This is a genomic window from Halobacterium sp. CBA1132, assembly GCF_001485535.1.
Classification (GTDB): domain Archaea; phylum Halobacteriota; class Halobacteria; order Halobacteriales; family Halobacteriaceae; genus Halobacterium.
Genome location: NZ_BCMZ01000001.1, coordinates 541059 through 557436, shown reverse-complemented (window position 1 = coordinate 557436; position 16378 = coordinate 541059). Strand labels below are relative to the sequence as shown.

Sequence of the window (16378 nt, the reverse complement as noted above, 5' to 3'; positions counted from 1 at the left end):
ACCTTTTAGCGGATTCGGTAGCTAGCACGGGGCAACGAATGGTTTCTCGGCTCGTGCTCGGTTGTGGCACGACCGGCCACGCCCTCGTCGAAGACCTCTCCCAGCGCCGCGGCGAGCTGTTCGTGCTCGACGGCGACGCGAGCCGCGTTGAGTCACTACGCAACGAGAAGGTCGCCGCCGAGGTCCGGGACATCACCGACCCCGTCGAGATCAGTGGGCTGGAGCGCGATGTCGACGTCGTCGTGGTGGCGTCCGACGGCGCCGCCGCCAATCGGCTGGCGGCAGAGGCCGCCCGAGAGGTCTATCCGGACGCGGAACTGGTGGCGTACCTCGGATTCGAGGCGACCAGCGCGGACCGCGAGGCGCTGGCTGCGGTCGCCGACCGCGTGGTCGACCCCGGCGCAGCGGTGCTCGACCGCGTGGAGGAGGCCGCGACAGCCGACGACGCGGAGAAACTGCAGGCGCTGCGCTCGACGCTGGAAGGCATCGACGGGACGCTGGGCGTGTTCATGCACGACAACCCCGATCCGGACGCCATCGCGACCGCAATCGGGCTCTCGCGCATCGCCAACGAGTTCGGCGTGGAGACGGAGCCGTGTTACTTCGGGGAGATCTCCCACCAGGAGAACCGCGCGTTCGTCAACCTCCTCGACCTCGAAGTGCGGAACGTCACGGTCGAGGAGGAACTGGACTTCGACGCCGTCGCGCTCGTCGACCACTCCGCGCCCGGCGTCAACGACCAACTCGACCCGGACACGAACGTCGACATCGTCGTCGACCACCACCCGCCCGGCGACGACGTCGACGCCGATTTCGTGGATATCCGCCCGGGACTGGGCGCGGCCAGCACCATCCTCGTGGAGTACGTGCGCGGGTTCGACCTCGACATCGAGACCGCGGTCGCGACGGCGCTGCTGTACGGCATCCGCGTGGACACCGACGACTTCGCGCGCGAGATTACGACCGACGACTTCGAGGCGGGCGCGTGGCTGCTGGACCGCGCGGACACCGACGTCTTAGAGCGCATCGAGAGCCCGTCGGTGAGCGCGGACACCCTCGACACCATCGCGCGCGCCATCCGCGACCGCGAACTCGACGGTTCCGTGCTGTCGTCGTGCGTGGGCGCCATCGCCGACCGCGACACGCTCGCGCAGGCCGCCGACCGCTTGCTCGCGATGCGGGGCGTGACGGTGACGTTCGTCTACGGGTACACCGAGGGCACCATCTACGTGTCGGCACGCGCCCGCGGCAACGACGTCGACCTCGGCGCCGTGTTGCGGTCGGCGTTCGGCGACATGGGGAGCGCGGGCGGCCACGCGGACATGGCGGGCGCACAGCTCCCGCTAGGGCTGTTCGACCAAGTCGGAGAGGACGCCGAGCAGACGCTCACGGAGATGGTCGAGGACGTGGTGGCGACGCGGTTCTTCGAGGAGATTCGCGGGGGGTGAGTTTTTGCCCGTCGACGCGTAACGGACACGTGATGGATTCGGCCCTCGACCACGACGGCGCGAAACCCACGGTCGACGACTACATGACCCGGGACGTCGCGACCGTCTCCCCGGACGACACGGTGCGGGACGTCGCGACGCGCATCGCGGAGAGCGAGCACAACGGCTTCCCGGTGACCGAGGGGCGACGCGTCGAGGGGTTCGTGTCCGCGCGCGACCTCCTCCTCTCGGACCCCGACGAACTCGTGTTCAAGGTGATGAGCGACGAACTCATCGTCGCCCACCCGGAGATGAAAGTCACCGACGCCGCGCGCGTCATCCTGCGGTCGGGCATCCAGAAGCTCCCCGTGGTGGACGACGCGGGCAACCTCGTGGGCATCATCTCGAACTCCGACGTCATCCGCTCGCAGATCGAGCGCGCCACCCCGGAGAAAGTCGGGAAGCTCAAGCGCACGCTGGAGACGATTCACGGCATCGAGGCCGTCGAGGAGCGCCGCACCGTCGAGCTGGACGAGCTGGTGCCGACCCAGGGGAAGGTGTACGCCGACGAGTTGGAGGGCCGCCAGTACGAACTCGAACACGGCCTCGCGGAGCCGCTGGTGGTCATCGACAACGGCGGCGTCGAACTCCTGCTGGCGGACGGCCACCACCGCGTGATGGCCGCCGAGCGCGCGGGTATCGAGGAGATGGATGCGTACGTCATCGCGCTCGAACGCCGCGTCGACCTCGGAATGGCCCGCACGGCGGACAAGGAAGGCCTGGAGTCGATTTCGGACATCGACGTGGTCGACTACGCCCACCACCCGCTCGTGGAGACCATCGAGCGCCTGCAGTAAGCCAGCCTCGTGCGGTTCAAATCGAACGAGGCGCGACGAACGCGTCGGTCTGGAAACAATTAACCGGGTCGGCTGTCCACCCGTGTGCATGCAACAGCAGAGCCACCCTGAACGGCGGACCGAGCGTTCCGCCGACCCCGACGGCGAGGAGGTGCTCGTCGTGGACGACCTCCAGAAGACGTACGGCGAGGGCGACAACGCCGTCCACGCCGTCGACGGCGTGTCGTTCTCGGTGCAGCGCGGCGAAGTCGTCGGCGTGCTCGGACCGAACGGCGCCGGCAAGACGACCACCATCAAGTCGATTCTCGGACTCGTGCTTCCGACCGGCGGCACCGTCGAAATCGCCGGCGAGGACGCCCACGACGACCCGCGACGCGTCTACCGGCACGTCGGCGCGATGCTGGAGGGCGCGCGCAACGTCTACTGGCGGCTCACCGTCCGCGAGAACCTGGAGTTCTTCGCGGCGCTGGGCGGACAGAACCCAGCGGCCGCCCGCGACCGCCACGACCGGTTGCTCTCGCAGTTCGGCCTCGCCGGGAAGGGCGACGAGGCGGTCAACGACCTCTCGCGGGGACAGAGGCAGAAGGTGTCGCTGGCGTGTACGCTGGCGCGCGGCACCGACGTGGTCTTCCTCGACGAACCGACACTGGGCCTCGACGTCGAGGCGTCGCTGGAACTGCGCCGCGAACTCCGACGACTCGCCGACGAGGAGTCGATTACGGTGGTGCTCTCCAGCCACGACATGGACGTCGTCGAGGACGTCTGCGACCGCGTGGTCATCCTCTCGGACGGTGAAGTCATCGCCGACGACGCCATCGAGGACCTCGTGCGCGTCTTCGAGACGCAGGCGTACCGCGTCACCGTCGACGGAGCCGTGTCCGAGAGCGTCCGCGAGCGACTCGCGAGCGGGTTCGACGCCGCCGACTGGGAGCGTGCGGGCGACCGTACGCGCTTCGACGTGACGCTGACCGACGGCGACGCGCTCTACGACGTCCTCGACGTGCTCCGGAACGCGGACCTCGCGCTCGTTGACGTGGACGGCCTCGACCCGGACCTCGAAGACGTCTTCCTCGAAGTCACCGGGCGCGCGGCCGGCAATGCGGAGGGGTCGTAGTGAGCGCGCCGACCGACGACGCCGGCGCGGGCGAAGCCGCCGCCGTCGACACGGGCGCGAGGGGGTACCTCCGATTCTTCCTCGCCGCGTTCCGGAAGAAACTGCTGTTGCTCGTTCGCTACCCCGTGAACACGCTCTCCCAGTTCGGGACGTTCCTGCTGGTGTTCTTCGTCCTGTTCTACGGCGGTCGCGCCGTCGCACCCGCCGCCATCTCCGAGAGCATCGAGGGCATCATCGTCGGCTACCTGCTGTGGAGCATGTCCCTCACGGCGTACTCGGGGCTGTCGTGGGGCGTCACGCGCGAGGCCCAGTGGGGGACCCTCGAACAGTTGTTCATGTCGCCGTTCGGCTTCGGGCCGGTGATGGCCGTCAAGACCGCCGTGAACGTCGTTGAGTCGTTCCTCTGGGGCGCCGCGACGCTGCTCGTGATGATGGTCGTGACGGGACGCTGGCTCACGCTCGACCCGCTGACGGTGCTGCCGTTGGGCGTGCTCGCGCTCGCGCCCGCAATCGGCGTCGGCTTCGTCTTCGGCGGGCTCGCGATTCGGTTCAAGCGCATCGAGAACGCCTTTCAGCTCGTGCAGTTCGCGTTCATCGGTCTCATCGCCGCGCCCGTCGACCAGTACCCGCTGTTGAAGTGGCTGCCGCTGGCGCAGGGCAGCAGTCTCCTGCGGACCGCGATGCAGGACGGCGTCGCGCTCTGGAACCTCCCGCCGGCCGAACTGGGTATCCTCGTCGCGACCGGTGTGGGCTACCTCGTCATCGGCTACGCTGCGTTCCACTACTGCCAGCAGTGGGCACGCCGCGAGGGCGTGATGGGGCACTACTGAACGGCGTTCTCACTGCGCGTTCGCTCGTTCGGCGGTCGCTCTGCGACCGCTGCTCGCGTCAACGTGGCTCGCTTCGCTCGCTACGCGGCTCACGGGTCGTACCTCCCCGTTCGCTAGTTCCGTCGACTCGCTGCGCTCGTCGACGCACCCGACCGGTTCCTTCATTATTCTCCCGGCAAGATTTGAAGGCATGTACGACGACGACGACCTCGCGGACATCCGCGAATCCCGCGACGAGTGGGAGACCGATACCCTCGACGCCTACGGCGAGCGCAAGGGTCGCTTCGCGACGGTCTCGAACATGGAGGTCGACCGGCTCTACACCCCAGATGACGTGGCGGACCTCGACTACGACGACGACCTCGGGTTCCCGGGGGAGTTCCCGTACACGCGCGGCGTCTATCCGACCGGCTACCGCGGCCGGACGTGGACGATGCGCCAGTTCGCTGGCTTCGGCACCGCCGAGGAAACCAACGAGCGCTTCCACTACCTCATCGACGAGGGGCAGACCGGGCTCTCGACGGCCTTCGACATGCCCTCGCTGATGGGCTTGGACAGCGACGACCCGATGAGCCTCGGCGAAGTCGGCAAGGAGGGCGTCGCCGTCGACACCCTCCGCGACATGGAGATTCTGTTCGACGGCATCGACCTCTCGGAGGTCTCGACGTCGTTCACCATCAACCCGAGCGCACCGGTCGTCTACGCGATGTACCTCGCGCTCGCCGACCAGCAGGGCGTCCCCCGCGAGGAGATTCGAGGCACCCTCCAGAACGACATGCTCAAGGAGTTCATCGCGCAGAAGGAGTGGGTCGTCCCCCCGGAGCCCAGTCTCGACCTCGTGACCGACGTCGTGGAGTACTGCGCTGTGGAGACGCCGAAGTTCCACCCCATCTCGGTGTCGGGCTACCACATCCGGGAAGCCGGCTCGACGGCGGTACAGGAGCTGGCGTTCACGCTCGCGGACGGGTTCGCGTACGTCGAGGACGCCATAGAGCGGGGGCTCGACGTCGACGAGTTCGCGCCCCAGCTCTCCTTCTTCTTCAACTCGCACAACTCCATCTTCGAGGAGATTGCGAAGTTCCGCGCCGCCCGCCGCATCTACGCCCGCGTGATGGACGAACGCTACGACGCGGAGGCGGACGCGTCCAAGCAGTTGAAGTTCCACACCCAGACCGCGGGACAGAGTCTGACCGCCCAGCAGCCGTTGAACAACGTCGCCCGCGTCACCCTGCAGGCGCTGGCCGCAGTCTTGGGTGGCTCACAGAGCGTTCACACGAACTCCTACGACGAGGCGCTCGCGCTCCCCAGCGAGGACGCCGTACGGGTCGCGCTGCGCACCCAACAGATTATCGCCGAGGAGTCCGGCGCGGCCGACATCATCGACCCGCTCGGCGGGAGTTTCGCCGTCGAAGCGCTCACCGACGAAGTCGAGGAGGAAGTGATGGCGTACATCGACGAAATCGAGGCGAAAGGCGACGGCTCGATTCGGGACGGCGTGCTCGCGGGCATCGAAGAGGGGTACTTCCACCGCGAGATTCAGGAGGCCGCCTACGAGTACCAGTCCCGCGTCGACGACGGCGAGGAGACGGTCGTCGGCGTCAACGCCTACGAAGTAGACGAGGACACCAGCCCCGACACCCTCCACGTCGACGAGGACGCCACCCGCGAGCGCCAACTCGGGCGGCTGGCGGACGTGAAAGCCGAGCGCGACGACGACGCCGTCGAAGACGCGCTGGACGCGCTCCGCGAGGGCATCCACGACGACGAGAACACGGTCCCCTACATCGTGGACGCGGTGAAAGCGTACGCCACGATGGGCGAAATCATGCAGGTGTTCGAGGACGAGTTCGGCGGCTACCAAGAGACCGCCGCGGTCGCTTAGAGGTACGCCGAGTCCCACCGCGTCGCCTTCCGCTCGTTCCCGCAGTCACCGCACTCGACGCGCCCCATCGCGTCCATTGTCGTGTCAAGCGACCCGCAGTTCGCACAGTAGAACCCGTAGCGGTCCTCGCGGTCGGCCGTGTTGTAGGCCGCGTGGAACGGCCCCGCCGAACCGCGCTCGCGCTCGTCGTACGCGACGAAGACGGTGTCGCCGTCGACCTCGTGTTCCTCCGTGAGTTCCGCGGCCTCGCCCTCCGAGAGGTTCACGTAGAGGTGTTCGGTGTACGTCTCGCCGGCGATGTCGAGCGTCCGCTTGCCGGTGCGGCCGTAGCCGCTGGCTCGGTAGAACTCGTTGCCCGCGCGGTTCGCCGCGAGCACGCGGCCCTCCACGCGGTTCGCGCCGCGCTCGAAGAGGTCGCTCTCGGTGCGTTCGAGCAGGCGGCCGCCCAGTCCCTCGTCCCGGTGGTCGGGGTGGACGTGCAGCCACTGGATGGCCGCGACGCCGGACGCGGATTCGAGGGAGTCCTCGCCGGTGGGCTGGCGGACGTCGAGTTCGCTCTCCGAGAACGCGACCACGCGGTCGTCGACGACGACCACGAGGAAGACGACGTCCGCGACGTCGAGGCGGTCGGCGAGTCGGTCGGTGCCGTACCACTCGTCGGCGGCGGCCGCGACGATGTCCTCGCCGAGTTGGCCGGCGTACGTCGCCTCCAGTGACGCGTCCGCCACGCGCCGAATACCGTCTGCGTCGTCGTGAGTGGCTTCCCGAACCTTCATGCTGTTTGCATGTTCTTCCACCCACTAATACCTACTCGCGGCGCTGGGGCCCTCAGGCGTCGGCGCGCTCGGAGACGTACATGATAGCCGCGAGACCGACGCCGAGCAGGACACCCACGGAGACGACGCCGAACGCCGCGAGATTCAGGGGATTCAACTGGAACGTAATCGGACCGACGGCGCCGTAGGCGGCACCCGACCCCTCCACGAGCGGGCCGGCGGGGCCGCCGCCGTCTCCGTAGACGATGATGCCGAGCACGTAGCCGAACAGGCCAGCGACGGCGACCGCGGAGACGTACATCCACAGCACCACTCGTCGGCCGCGCGTGTCGGGTTCGCTCACGCGTACCGGTAGGCAGCGGAGTGGGTAGCCTTTTGCGGTGTCACCGCCAACGAATCGCGTATGGACGACAAGGAGCTCATGTTCGTGGTGCTGGCAGGTATCGGACTCCTGATGTTCCTGACCGGCTTCGTGCTCGTTCTCGCGTAGAAAAGCGGCGGGTCTCAGTCCGCGGACTGGCCGTCGTCAGGTTCGCCGCCGTCCGTCGCCGGGACCGGCGAGTCACGCTGTTGCTCGTACCACGCCCAGTCGTTGGTGAGCTGTCCGGTCTCTTCGAGGTCCCACGGGTCGCCGCTGTCGACTTTCGGTCCCTCCTTCCAGGAGACGACCATGTTCCACACCCACAGCAGGGTGCTGATGCCGATGAGGAACGCGCCCGCGGTCGCAATCTGGTGGGCGGTAGCGAACTGCGGGAGGTACGTCGCGTACCGGCGCGGCATGCCGCCGTAGCCGAGCCACAGCATCGCGAGGAACGTCAGATTCGACCCGATGAGGCCGAGCCAGAAGTGTGCGTGCGCCAGCTTCTTCTGGTACATACGGCCGGTGACCATCGGGAACCAGTAGTACGAACCGGCGAACAGCGCGAACCCGATGGCGCCGTAGACGATGAAGTGGAAGTGGCCGACGACGTAGTAGGTGTCGTGGAGGATGAGGTCCACGGGGATGGCGGCGAGGAAGATGCCGGTGACGCCGCCGATGATGAAGTTCTGGACGAAGCCGATGCAGAACAGCATCGGCGCGGTGAGCCGTAGCTTCCCGTTCCACATCGTCGTAATCCAGTTGAACACCTTCACCGCGGATGGTATCGCGATTGCTAGTGACACCGCCATGAAGCTAGCGCGGAGGCGTGGATCGATGCCCGTCGTGAACATGTGGTGGGCCCACACACCGAAGGAGAGCACGCCGATGGCGAGCGTCGAGTAGACGACGAACTTGAACCCGAACAGTTTCCGCCCCGAAAACTTCGGCAGGACGAGACTGACGATGCCCATTGGGGGCAACACCAGAATGTAGACTTCGGGGTGGCCGAAGAACCAGAACAGGTGTTGCCAGAGAATCGGGTCACCGCCGGCGACGGTGAAGAACGTCGTGCCGAAGTTCCGGTCGAGCAGCAGCATGACGAGCGCGCTGCCCAGCAGCGGGAACGCGAACAGAATCAGGCCGGACTGCGTGAGCATCGTCCACGAGAAGATGTCGAGGCTCGGCCAGCCGACGTCGTCCCCGCGCTCGGTGAAGATGGTCGCGATGAAGTTGATGGCGCCCATCGTCGCCGAAACCCCCGTGAGGTGGAGGCCGAGCAGCATCATGTCGATGGCGGGGCTGGACATCTGGATGGACAGCGGCGTGTACATCGTCCAGCTCGTCTGGGCGGTGGCGACGCCCGGTAGCAGGAAGCCGCTCCAGACGAGGAGCGCACCCGGCGGGAGCAGCCAGAACGCGATGGCGTTGATGCGCGGGAACGCCATGTCGTCGGCGTCGATGAGCAGCGGGATGAAGTAGTTCCCGAACGCCGCGATCATCGGCGTCCCGAACAGGAACAGCATCGTGATGCCGTGACTGGTCAGGAGGCCGTTGTACAGCGCGGGGTCGATGATGTTGGTCGCCGGCGCGGCGAGTTCGATGCGCATCAGGAGCACGGCGAGGCCGCCCCAGACGAACGCGATAGCGCCGTACATGCCGTACAGAATCCCGATGTCCTTGTGGTCGACCGTCGTGAACCACCGGACGATGCCGCCCGGTTTCTCTTCGTGTCCGTGGTCGGTGCGGTCGCCGAGCGCACCGCCGACGTCACTGAGAGGCGTGTACGACCGCCAGTCCTCGAGACGAGCGAGGGAGGCAGCCACCGCGACGAGAAGCACGCCCATCAGCACGGTTAGCACCAGTGATGACGAGGCCATGCAGCACAGTCAGTACCGGACCGTAAAGAAAGCTTAGGATTGGGCGCGCCAGCGTACGCGCGGAGAATCGGGAGACGATACGCGGATTTCGCGGGCGGTGACGGCGGGGTCGACCGACGAGTCAGTGCGGGCCGACTTCCTCGTCGCCGGTCTCGATGCGCTTGGCGGCGACGTACGTGAGGATGGTGAGCGCGACCAGCATCCAACCCACGAGGATGAACTGGATGACGCGTTCGAGGGTGAAGCCCGACCCCCACGGATTCACGGCCACGAACCCGACGAAGAAGAACGCGAGGATGGCGAGCGGGACGATGTTGACCGTGAGGTCGAGAAGGGTGTCCGTGTCGAAGATGCTGGAACTCATTAGCGGGAGTTCGGAGCGGCGGACAAATATAGCTTGAGGATTCAGCGCCGCCCGGGGCTACAGGCGCCCGGTTTCGAGGAGGAACAGCGCGACCGAGGCGGCGAGGACGACGATGCCGGTGCCGCCGAGCGCGAGGCCGCGTGCGGTCGCGGACGTGGCGACGTAGAGCAGGCCGCCGAGCGCGGCGAACAGCGCGCCGACTGCCAGCGCCGGCCGGTACAGCGTGGACGCGAACCCGGACTCGCGGAGGATGCCGACGACGCTGCCCGCGAGCAGCACGAGGCCGCCGACGGCGACGGGGAGCAACCCGTCGAAGAGGATGCCGATTTCGGAGATGACGAGCCCCAACACGAGCGGAATCGGCCACGGGCTGGCGCGCGGATACTGGTCGCTCAGTCCCTGCTCCGTTTGCTCGACCATACGACGACGTTCGGCGTGCTGGGTTAGAAAGCCATCGCTTCCGCTCAGACGGCGACGACGGCGTACACCATCAGGAAGCCGAAGTACAGCGCGACGAGCGCGGCGAGCGCTCGAAGCCGGAACGACCGGAGGTCGTCGGCCTCGCTGTGGTAGGCGTCCTCGTAGGCGGCGCGCTCGTCGTCGTCGAGGCTGCCGTAGTGTTCGAGGCCGCGATGGAGCGCGCGCAAGCGCTCGCTGGGGAACGGTTCGCCGCAGTACGAGCACCGCGGCGCGTCCTCGGGGGCGTCTGTGTGTGTCATAGGAACGGTGGTTCGGCGGCCGGCTGGCCGATAATCCAGAGGCTGGTCATCGTGTAGAACACCATCACGAACGTGAGCGCGTACTGGCTGCGGACCGCCTGCATGCGGCCGGGGAGTTCGTCGTAGGCGGTGGCGTGGGCGACCCAGATGGCGAGCAGGTGGCCCAGCAGTACCGCGGCGATGCCGACGCCCGACACCCAACTCGGGAGGACGAGCGTGCGCGCAACCGGCGGATCCAGCGGCGCGAGCAGCGCGCCGAACAGCGACGGAGACAGCGACAGCGCGTACACGAGGTAGTGCGCGAGGTGATAGCCGGCGGCGATGGCCAGCAGCGACGGCGCGAACCGGCGCGCGAGCACGCCGGCGTCTGTGTACGTCGGCGCGAGGTCGCGGGCTTTCCGGGCGGCCCACCAGTAGAGCCGGTGGAAGCCGAGGAAGCCGACGAGGAGCGCGGCCGGGTAGAGCACGGGCGCGGGAACGCCGGCGTCGACAACCGTCCGCGCGAACGACGCCCACGCGGGCGTGCCGACGAACCCGTCGTAGGTCGTGCCCCAGACGAGCGCGACGACGAACGCGACACCGCCGTTCGTGGTGACCACGTCGTCGGTCAGCCGCATCGCGGGGAGTCGGAGTTCGAGACCGTCGTCGGTGCGCTGCACGGGCGCGACCGCGCCGTACATCGCGAACAGCCGCGAGAGCGGGTCGACCTCCGCGAACCACTGGTCGTGGCCGGCGACGGTGGCGCCGAGCGCGGCGACCGCGAGGTAGCCGACGGAAGCCGCGGCGAGCAAGCGGGGTTCGTCGGCGAGCGGGCTGACCACTTCGAACCAGACGAGCGCAAGCAGGAACGCCGTCGACGCCCACGCGGCCGCTCCGGGCGAGAGCGACGTGTCGCGGTCACCGAACACCCACGCGACGGGGCGCGTCAGCGTTCGGAACGGGTCGACGGCGGGCCACGAGTTCCCGACGAGGTACGTCGACATTGCGAACATCGCCCACCAGCCGACCCAGACGAGGACGATGGCGCCGTTCCGCAGCGGCTCCATCGGCCCGTCGAACCCCGTGAGCAGGACGAACGCGAACCCCGTGACGCCGACGGCGCGGCCGGCCCACGCGAGGACGCGGCGGGGCGCAGGGATTCGGCGGTGCCACTCGTCGACTGCGGCGACGAGCTCGCGGTCGGTGACGAAACTCGCCAGCAGGAACGACGCGCCGACGACGGCGCCCCCCGTCGAGAGGAACAGCCACGTCGGCACCGCCAGTTCCTGCGCGCTGGCGTCCCTGAGGCTGCCGCCGTGCGCGACGGCGACGCCACAGACCGCGAGCAGGCCGGCGGCGGCACCGAGCGCGCGTGCGCCGGGACGAGACATGGCCGGAGCTTCGGCGCGACTCACCGTGAGGATTGCGGTACGGCACCGGCGCGGACGGAGTTGGATGGGTTTTTAGTATTCGCCCCGTAAGTCGCTGGTATGACCGTCACGGACGACTCGACCGACGACCACGGCCACCACCTGCCGGCCGTGGAGGACTGGCCGAAGGGCTTCGGGGAGGCCAGCTGGTGGCCGTTCGTCACCGCGCTCGGCGCCGCCGGGTTCTACATCGGCGCCGCGCTGTACGTACTCGGACAGAACGAGACGTTCGGGTTCGTCACCCCGATGGTCGGTCCGGCCGTCTTCGTGGGGAGCGCGTTCGTCTTCCTCGCGGGCCTGTACGGCTGGGTGTACCACGCCTTCGTGAAGCACTTCTGGAGCCGGGAGACCACCGGCGGCAAGGCGCTGCGCTGGGGGATGATACTGTTCCTCGGCACGGAAATCGCGACGTTCGGTGCCGGGTTCGCGTACTACTTCTTCATCCGCGCGGGCTCGCAGTGGTCCCAGGCAGTCAGTCACGTCCCCGAGGGGTTCCTCGGCGCGCTCGTCCTCGCGAACACCGCCATCCTCGTGGTCTCCAGTGTCACGCTGCACTTCGCGCACGTCGCGCTGCGTAAGGGGAACCGCTCGCGGTTCCTCGGCCTGCTCGTCTCGACGCTCGTGCTCGGCGTGGTGTTCATCGCCGGCCAGATTTACGAGTACTACGAGTTCATCGTCCACGAGGGGCTGTCGCTGTCGGGCGGCCTCTTCGAGAGCGCGTTCTTCGGGCTGACCGGCCTGCACGGCCTGCACGTCACGCTCGGCGCGGTGCTTCTGGGCATCGTCACGGTGCGCGCGTTCAAGGGCCAGTACTCCCACGGGCGCGACGTCTCCGTCAGCACCGTCTCGATGTACTGGCACTTCGTCGACGCCGTCTGGATCTTCCTCGTCGTCGTGCTGTACGTCGGCGCCGAACTCAGCTTCTAGGCGACCGCCGTCTTTTTTCGCGCCTGCCGCGAACCGGTAGTCATGACAGTCGACGCGGACCGGCTGCGCTCGCTCGTCGACGCGCCGGTCGTCCACCGCGAGTCCGTCCCGAGTACGAACGATGTCGCGCGCGCCGAGGGCCGCGACGGCGCAGCCCACGGCGCGTTCGTCGTCGCCGACGAGCAGAGCGCGGGCCGCGGCCGCACGGGGAACGCGTGGGCGTCGCCGCCGGGCGGCGTCTGGTCGAGCACGCTCGTCTACCCCGACTTCGACGCGAGCCACGTGGGACGGCTGACGTTCGCGGGCGGCGTGGCGGCCGCCGAGACCGTCGAGTCGTTCGGCGTGGACGCGGCGCTGAAGTGGCCCAACGACGTGGTCGTCGGCGACGACGCGCGCAAACTCTGTGGCGTACTCACCGAGGCAGTCGTCGACGAGGTGCCGGTCGCGGGCAAGCCCGTCGACGAGGTGCTGCCGGGCACGGACCCCGCGGACGCCGAACTGTCGTTCGCGGTGCTTGGCATCGGCGTGAACGCGGCCCTCGACCCGAGTGACCTCGACGTGGACAGGGACGTGACAACCTTGCGGGCGGAAGTCGGAGGCGTCGACGCGACCGAAGTGGCGTCGACGCTGCACGAGCGACTGCTCGCGCGCGTCGACGACGTCGCGACCGACAACGGGTTCGCCGCGGTACTGGACGCGTGGCGCGAGCGCAGCGCGACGCTCGGCGAGCGCGTTCGCGTGGAGACGCGCAGTGGCGAGACAGTCGTCGGGGACGCCACCGGAGTCACGTCGCGTGGCGCGCTCGTCGTCGAGACCGAGGACGGCCCGGTAGAGGTGACGGAAGGCGAGTGCAGTCGGCTCCGCCGCGCGTAGCTACGTCGTCAGCGTCCGAAGAGAAGGAGAGCGGAGAAACGCCGCGTCGTTAAACGTCGATGGTCGTGTTCTCGGGGTCCTCGACCCACTCCTCGTAGGTGTCTTCCTCGACGACTGCGATGGTGCCGAGCATCTCCGAGTGACCCTGTCCGCAGAACTCCGCGCAGTAGAGCTGGTAGGTGCCTTTCTGGGTGACGTTCGTGATGAGGTAGTTCTTCTGCCCGGGGACGGCGTCGGCCTTCAGGCCGATTTCGGGCGCGTGGAACGCGTGAATCACGTCCTGAGACTGCGTGCGTATCACTAGTTTGGTGTCTTCCGGGACCACCATCGGTTGATTGCCGACATCGACGTCACCGGTGGCGGCGCCGGAACTGACCGAGAGGTTCTCCTCGGGGTACTCGTAGTTCCAGTACCACTGGACACCGACGGTGTCGACGACGACGGTGTCGTCTTCTGCCATCGCGGCCTGCGCGTCGGCCTGCGTCGCGGTGACCGTGTTGGCGCCCATCACGCCGTAGGCAGCGACGCCGACGAACAGGAGGACGACGGCGGTGGCGACGGTCCACGTGATTTCGAGCCGGCGGTTCTCCTTGGTCGGTTTCGCCTCGTCGCTGTTCCGGAACTTCCACACCGTGTAGACGAGGATGCCCTCGACCAGCAGCGTGACCGGGAGCGCTGCCGCGAGCAGCATCGTGTTCAGGTCGCGGATGAGCCCCTCGGTCACCGACTGGTACTGCTGGGCAGCGACCGGGTCCACGAACGCGGCGAGGAAGCCGACGGCGGCGACGAGAACGGGTACGAGCCGCTTGCCTCTCATACTATCGTGGTCGTTCGGATTGAGTCCATAAATAGGTGCTGAATCGGTGCGTCGGCGAGTCGGGTAGGCTAAGTGGACCGCGGTGTAATCAGCCGACGAGAGACGTTCGTGATTCGAAATATCTCCGACCGGTTCACGGCGGTGCTCGCGGCAGCCGCGATGGGCGTGTACGTGCTGCTCGTCGTCGGCGCGACCTCGGCGCTGACGAACGCGGCGGCGGCGTGTCGCTCGTGGCCGGCCTGCGGCGGACGCTGGTACGCCCTCGACTCGCTGTCGCTGGCGGTCGTGTGGGGACACCGGACGGCGGCCGCCGTCACCGGCGTGCTCGTGCTCGTCGCCGCGGTGATGGCGTGGCGCCGCGACACCACTCGGCGCGTCCGTGCCGCGGTGACGGTGGCGCTGGTCGCCTACCCCGTTCAGACCGCGGTCGGCGCGGTCGCCGCGACGACGGCGACATCGGCCGCGGTCAGTGGCGCTCACCTCGCGCTCGGCGTACTCATCTTCGCCGGCTTGGTCGCCGCGCTCGCGTGGACGCTGGAAGCCCAAACCGGCCACCTCCCCTCTACGGAGTGGGAGGGTGCGCCGAAGGGCGACGACGACGACGAGAGCGCGCCGGCGTCGGGACCGCTGGCGACTGCGTACGCGTACTTCCGACTGACGAAGCCGCGGCTGATGTGGCTGCTCTGTCTGGTCGCCGCGGCCGGCATGGCGCTGGCGGCGGGACCGAGCCTGCGCGCGGAGACGGTCGTCGCAACGCTCGGCGGTGGCGTACTCGCCATCGGCGCGTCCGGGACGTTCAACCACGTTCTCGAACGCGAGAAGGACCGGAAGATGTCCCGCACCGACGACCGCCCGCTGGCGAACGACCGCATCCCGAAGCGTAACGCCATCGCGTTCGGCGTGACGCTGGCGGCGGCGTCGCTGGCGGCGTTTTACAGCGTGAACCTGCTGACCGCTGCGCTCGGGTTCACCGCCATCGTCTTCTACTCGGTCGTCTACACGCTCGTGCTGAAACCGAACACTCGACAGAGCACGGTCATCGGCGGCGCTGCGGGCGCGCTCCCCGCGCTCATCGGATGGGCGGCCGTCACGGGCGACGTGGGTGTCGCGGGCCTCGCGCTCGCGACGGTCATCTTCCTGTGGACGCCCGCGCACTTCTACAACCTCGCGCTGGCGTACAAGGACGACTACGAGCGCGGCGGCTTCCCGCTGATGCCGGTCGTCAGCGGCGAAGCCACGACCCGCAAGCACATCATCTACTACCTCGGCGCGACGCTCGTCGCGGCGGTGGCGCTGTCCGCGCTCGCGGGCCTCGGCGTCCTGTACGCGGCGACGACGGTCACGCTCGGCGGCGTGTTCCTGTACGCCGCGATGCGACTCCACCGCGAGCGCGACCGGGCCGCCGCGATGCGCGCGTTCCACGCGTCGAACGCCTACCTCGGCTGCCTGCTGGTGGCAGTCGTCGTGGACGCGATGGTGGTCTGAGTGGGGGCGTCAGTGTCGCTGTCCCCGGGCCGATTCGCGCCGACGCGGAAGGCGCTGCTGTACGCCGCGCTCCTGTTGAACGGCGAACTCGCGCTGGTGCTGTTCTACTTCGCGGTGTCGTCGTCAGTTCCCACCGACCCAGTGGTGCTGGCGTACCCGTTCGTCTGGATCAACGCCTCGATTTGGGCCGTCTCGCGCGTCAGCCTCCCCGACGCGTCCCAAAAACAACGCATGCTCGCGCTCGGCGTCGCCCTCGCGTACTTCCTCCTGTTGGGGGGCGTCGGCGGCCTCTACATGTTCCACGGCGCCGGCCTCGGCGCGCGCATCTCGTGGCTGTCCCCGGGCTGGGGGCCGGCGTTCGTCTACAGCGGCGCGAGCCTCACCGTCAGCCTCCTCCCGTTCAAGGTAATCGGCTACGCGACGCTGGCGTACCTCGTCGCCGCGACGGTGCTGGACGCTGCGAGAACGGGCGCTGCGGGCCTTCTCGGCCTGTTTGCGTGCGTGAGTTGCACGTGGCCGGTCGCCGCGACGGTGCTCACGGGCGCGTTCGGGAGCGCGTCGGCGCTGGCCGCCGCCGCGCAGAGCCAGCCGTACGCGCTCTCGACGGTCGTGTTCGTCTCCTCCGTGCTGTTGCTCGTGTGGCGGCCGACCCAGTAGCCG

At 68.2% G+C, this 16378-nt stretch carries 17 protein-coding genes; 9 read left to right on the top strand and 8 right to left on the bottom strand.

The window, feature by feature from the left end; all coding sequences use genetic code 11:
- Positions 1 to 38: 38 nt before the first annotated feature.
- The 5 genes from AVZ66_RS02830 (at position 39) to AVZ66_RS02810 (ending at position 6110) form a co-directional block, all read left to right on the top strand.
- Positions 39 to 1448 (top strand): bifunctional oligoribonuclease/PAP phosphatase NrnA, encoded by a 1410-nt coding sequence (locus AVZ66_RS02830; RefSeq protein WP_058981626.1) that lies wholly within the window; start codon positions 39 to 41, stop codon positions 1446 to 1448.
- A gap of 32 nt (positions 1449 to 1480) precedes the next feature.
- Positions 1481 to 2284 (top strand): CBS domain-containing protein, encoded by an 804-nt coding sequence (locus tag AVZ66_RS02825; RefSeq protein ID WP_058981624.1) that lies wholly within the window; start codon positions 1481 to 1483, stop codon positions 2282 to 2284.
- Positions 2285 to 2372: 88 nt separating this feature from the next.
- Complete coding sequence (locus AVZ66_RS02820) at positions 2373 to 3398, top strand: ABC transporter ATP-binding protein (RefSeq protein ID WP_082678752.1); 1026 nt, start codon at positions 2373 to 2375, stop codon at positions 3396 to 3398.
- The gene (locus AVZ66_RS02815; protein WP_197407712.1) at positions 3398 to 4228 is read left to right on the top strand and encodes an ABC transporter permease; all 831 of its coding nucleotides are present in this window, start codon (positions 3398 to 3400) and stop codon (positions 4226 to 4228) included. Before AVZ66_RS02820 ends, AVZ66_RS02815 begins: the two co-directional genes overlap by 1 nt.
- A 190-nt stretch (positions 4229 to 4418) precedes the next feature.
- Positions 4419 to 6110 (top strand): methylmalonyl-CoA mutase, encoded by a 1692-nt coding sequence (locus AVZ66_RS02810; RefSeq protein WP_058981623.1) that lies wholly within the window; start codon positions 4419 to 4421, stop codon positions 6108 to 6110.
- Here AVZ66_RS02810 and AVZ66_RS02805 read toward each other — a convergent pair.
- From AVZ66_RS02805 to AVZ66_RS02775, 7 genes are all read right to left on the bottom strand, one after another.
- Entirely contained in the window at positions 6107 to 6886 is a 780-nt protein-coding gene (locus AVZ66_RS02805) for a GNAT family N-acetyltransferase (RefSeq protein ID WP_058981621.1), read from the bottom strand. The two genes, AVZ66_RS02810 and AVZ66_RS02805, sit on opposite strands and share 4 nt — an antisense overlap.
- A gap of 52 nt (positions 6887 to 6938) precedes the next feature.
- Positions 6939 to 7229 carry a hypothetical protein gene (locus AVZ66_RS02800; protein WP_082678751.1) on the bottom strand — a complete coding sequence of 97 codons (291 nt, stop codon included), beginning with the start codon at positions 7227 to 7229 and terminating at the stop codon, positions 6939 to 6941.
- Between the two features lie 161 nt (positions 7230 to 7390).
- Positions 7391 to 9124, bottom strand: a complete 1734-nt coding sequence (gene ctaD, locus AVZ66_RS02795; protein ID WP_197407711.1) for a cytochrome c oxidase subunit I — start codon at positions 9122 to 9124, stop codon at positions 7391 to 7393.
- Between the two features lie 121 nt (positions 9125 to 9245).
- Positions 9246 to 9488: a DUF6684 family protein gene (locus AVZ66_RS02790; protein ID WP_058981615.1), complete on the bottom strand. Its 243-nt coding sequence runs from the start codon at positions 9486 to 9488 to the stop codon at positions 9246 to 9248.
- A gap of 57 nt (positions 9489 to 9545) precedes the next feature.
- Complete coding sequence (locus AVZ66_RS02785; protein ID WP_058981614.1) at positions 9546 to 9908, bottom strand: hypothetical protein; 363 nt, start codon at positions 9906 to 9908, stop codon at positions 9546 to 9548.
- 44 nt (positions 9909 to 9952) lie between these two features.
- Positions 9953 to 10207 carry a hypothetical protein gene (locus AVZ66_RS02780; protein ID WP_058981612.1) on the bottom strand — a complete coding sequence of 85 codons (255 nt, stop codon included), beginning with the start codon at positions 10205 to 10207 and terminating at the stop codon, positions 9953 to 9955.
- Complete coding sequence (locus tag AVZ66_RS02775; RefSeq protein WP_058981610.1) at positions 10204 to 11577, bottom strand: hypothetical protein; 1374 nt, start codon at positions 11575 to 11577, stop codon at positions 10204 to 10206. Before AVZ66_RS02775 ends, AVZ66_RS02780 begins: the two co-directional genes overlap by 4 nt.
- A gap of 99 nt (positions 11578 to 11676) precedes the next feature.
- On the opposite strand from AVZ66_RS02775, the gene AVZ66_RS02770 reads away from it, so the two are divergent.
- Both AVZ66_RS02770 and AVZ66_RS02765 read left to right on the top strand, forming a co-directional pair.
- Entirely contained in the window at positions 11677 to 12543 is an 867-nt protein-coding gene (locus AVZ66_RS02770; RefSeq protein WP_058981608.1) for a heme-copper oxidase subunit III, read from the top strand.
- Between the two features lie 42 nt (positions 12544 to 12585).
- Positions 12586 to 13416: a biotin--[acetyl-CoA-carboxylase] ligase gene (locus AVZ66_RS02765; protein WP_058981606.1), complete on the top strand. Its 831-nt coding sequence runs from the start codon at positions 12586 to 12588 to the stop codon at positions 13414 to 13416.
- Positions 13417 to 13465: 49 nt separating this feature from the next.
- Here AVZ66_RS02765 and coxB read toward each other — a convergent pair whose 3' ends face one another.
- The gene (gene coxB / locus AVZ66_RS02760; RefSeq protein WP_058981604.1) at positions 13466 to 14233 is read right to left on the bottom strand and encodes a cytochrome c oxidase subunit II; all 768 of its coding nucleotides are present in this window, start codon (positions 14231 to 14233) and stop codon (positions 13466 to 13468) included.
- Positions 14234 to 14392: 159 nt separating this feature from the next.
- Between coxB and cyoE the strand changes: the two genes are divergently transcribed.
- Positions 14393 to 15718, top strand: a complete 1326-nt coding sequence (cyoE, locus tag AVZ66_RS02755) for a heme o synthase (RefSeq protein WP_058984614.1) — start codon at positions 14393 to 14395, stop codon at positions 15716 to 15718.
- The gene (locus tag AVZ66_RS02750; protein WP_058981602.1) at positions 15719 to 16375 is read left to right on the top strand and encodes a hypothetical protein; all 657 of its coding nucleotides are present in this window, start codon (positions 15719 to 15721) and stop codon (positions 16373 to 16375) included. It begins immediately after the preceding gene.
- Positions 16376 to 16378: the final 3 nt, after the last annotated feature.

Coding starts and splice junctions, on each gene's coding strand:
- AVZ66_RS02825 (WP_058981624.1), top strand. CDS start 1,481: ATGGATTCGGCCCTCGACCACGACGGCGCGAAACCCACGGTCGACGAC.
- coxB (WP_058981604.1), bottom strand. CDS start 14,233: ATGAGAGGCAAGCGGCTCGTACCCGTTCTCGTCGCCGCCGTCGGCTTC.
- ctaD (WP_197407711.1), bottom strand. CDS start 9,124: ATGGCCTCGTCATCACTGGTGCTAACCGTGCTGATGGGCGTGCTTCTC.
- AVZ66_RS02805 (WP_058981621.1), bottom strand. CDS start 6,886: ATGAAGGTTCGGGAAGCCACTCACGACGACGCAGACGGTATTCGGCGC.
- AVZ66_RS02830 (WP_058981626.1), top strand. CDS start 39: ATGGTTTCTCGGCTCGTGCTCGGTTGTGGCACGACCGGCCACGCCCTC.
- AVZ66_RS02765 (WP_058981606.1), top strand. CDS start 12,586: ATGACAGTCGACGCGGACCGGCTGCGCTCGCTCGTCGACGCGCCGGTC.
- AVZ66_RS02790 (WP_058981615.1), bottom strand. CDS start 9,488: ATGAGTTCCAGCATCTTCGACACGGACACCCTTCTCGACCTCACGGTC.
- AVZ66_RS02770 (WP_058981608.1), top strand. CDS start 11,677: ATGACCGTCACGGACGACTCGACCGACGACCACGGCCACCACCTGCCG.
- AVZ66_RS02820 (WP_082678752.1), top strand. CDS start 2,373: ATGCAACAGCAGAGCCACCCTGAACGGCGGACCGAGCGTTCCGCCGAC.
- AVZ66_RS02785 (WP_058981614.1), bottom strand. CDS start 9,908: ATGGTCGAGCAAACGGAGCAGGGACTGAGCGACCAGTATCCGCGCGCC.
- cyoE (WP_058984614.1), top strand. CDS start 14,393: ATGGGCGTGTACGTGCTGCTCGTCGTCGGCGCGACCTCGGCGCTGACG.
- AVZ66_RS02810 (WP_058981623.1), top strand. CDS start 4,419: ATGTACGACGACGACGACCTCGCGGACATCCGCGAATCCCGCGACGAG.
- AVZ66_RS02780 (WP_058981612.1), bottom strand. CDS start 10,207: ATGACACACACAGACGCCCCCGAGGACGCGCCGCGGTGCTCGTACTGC.
- AVZ66_RS02775 (WP_058981610.1), bottom strand. CDS start 11,577: ATGTCTCGTCCCGGCGCACGCGCGCTCGGTGCCGCCGCCGGCCTGCTC.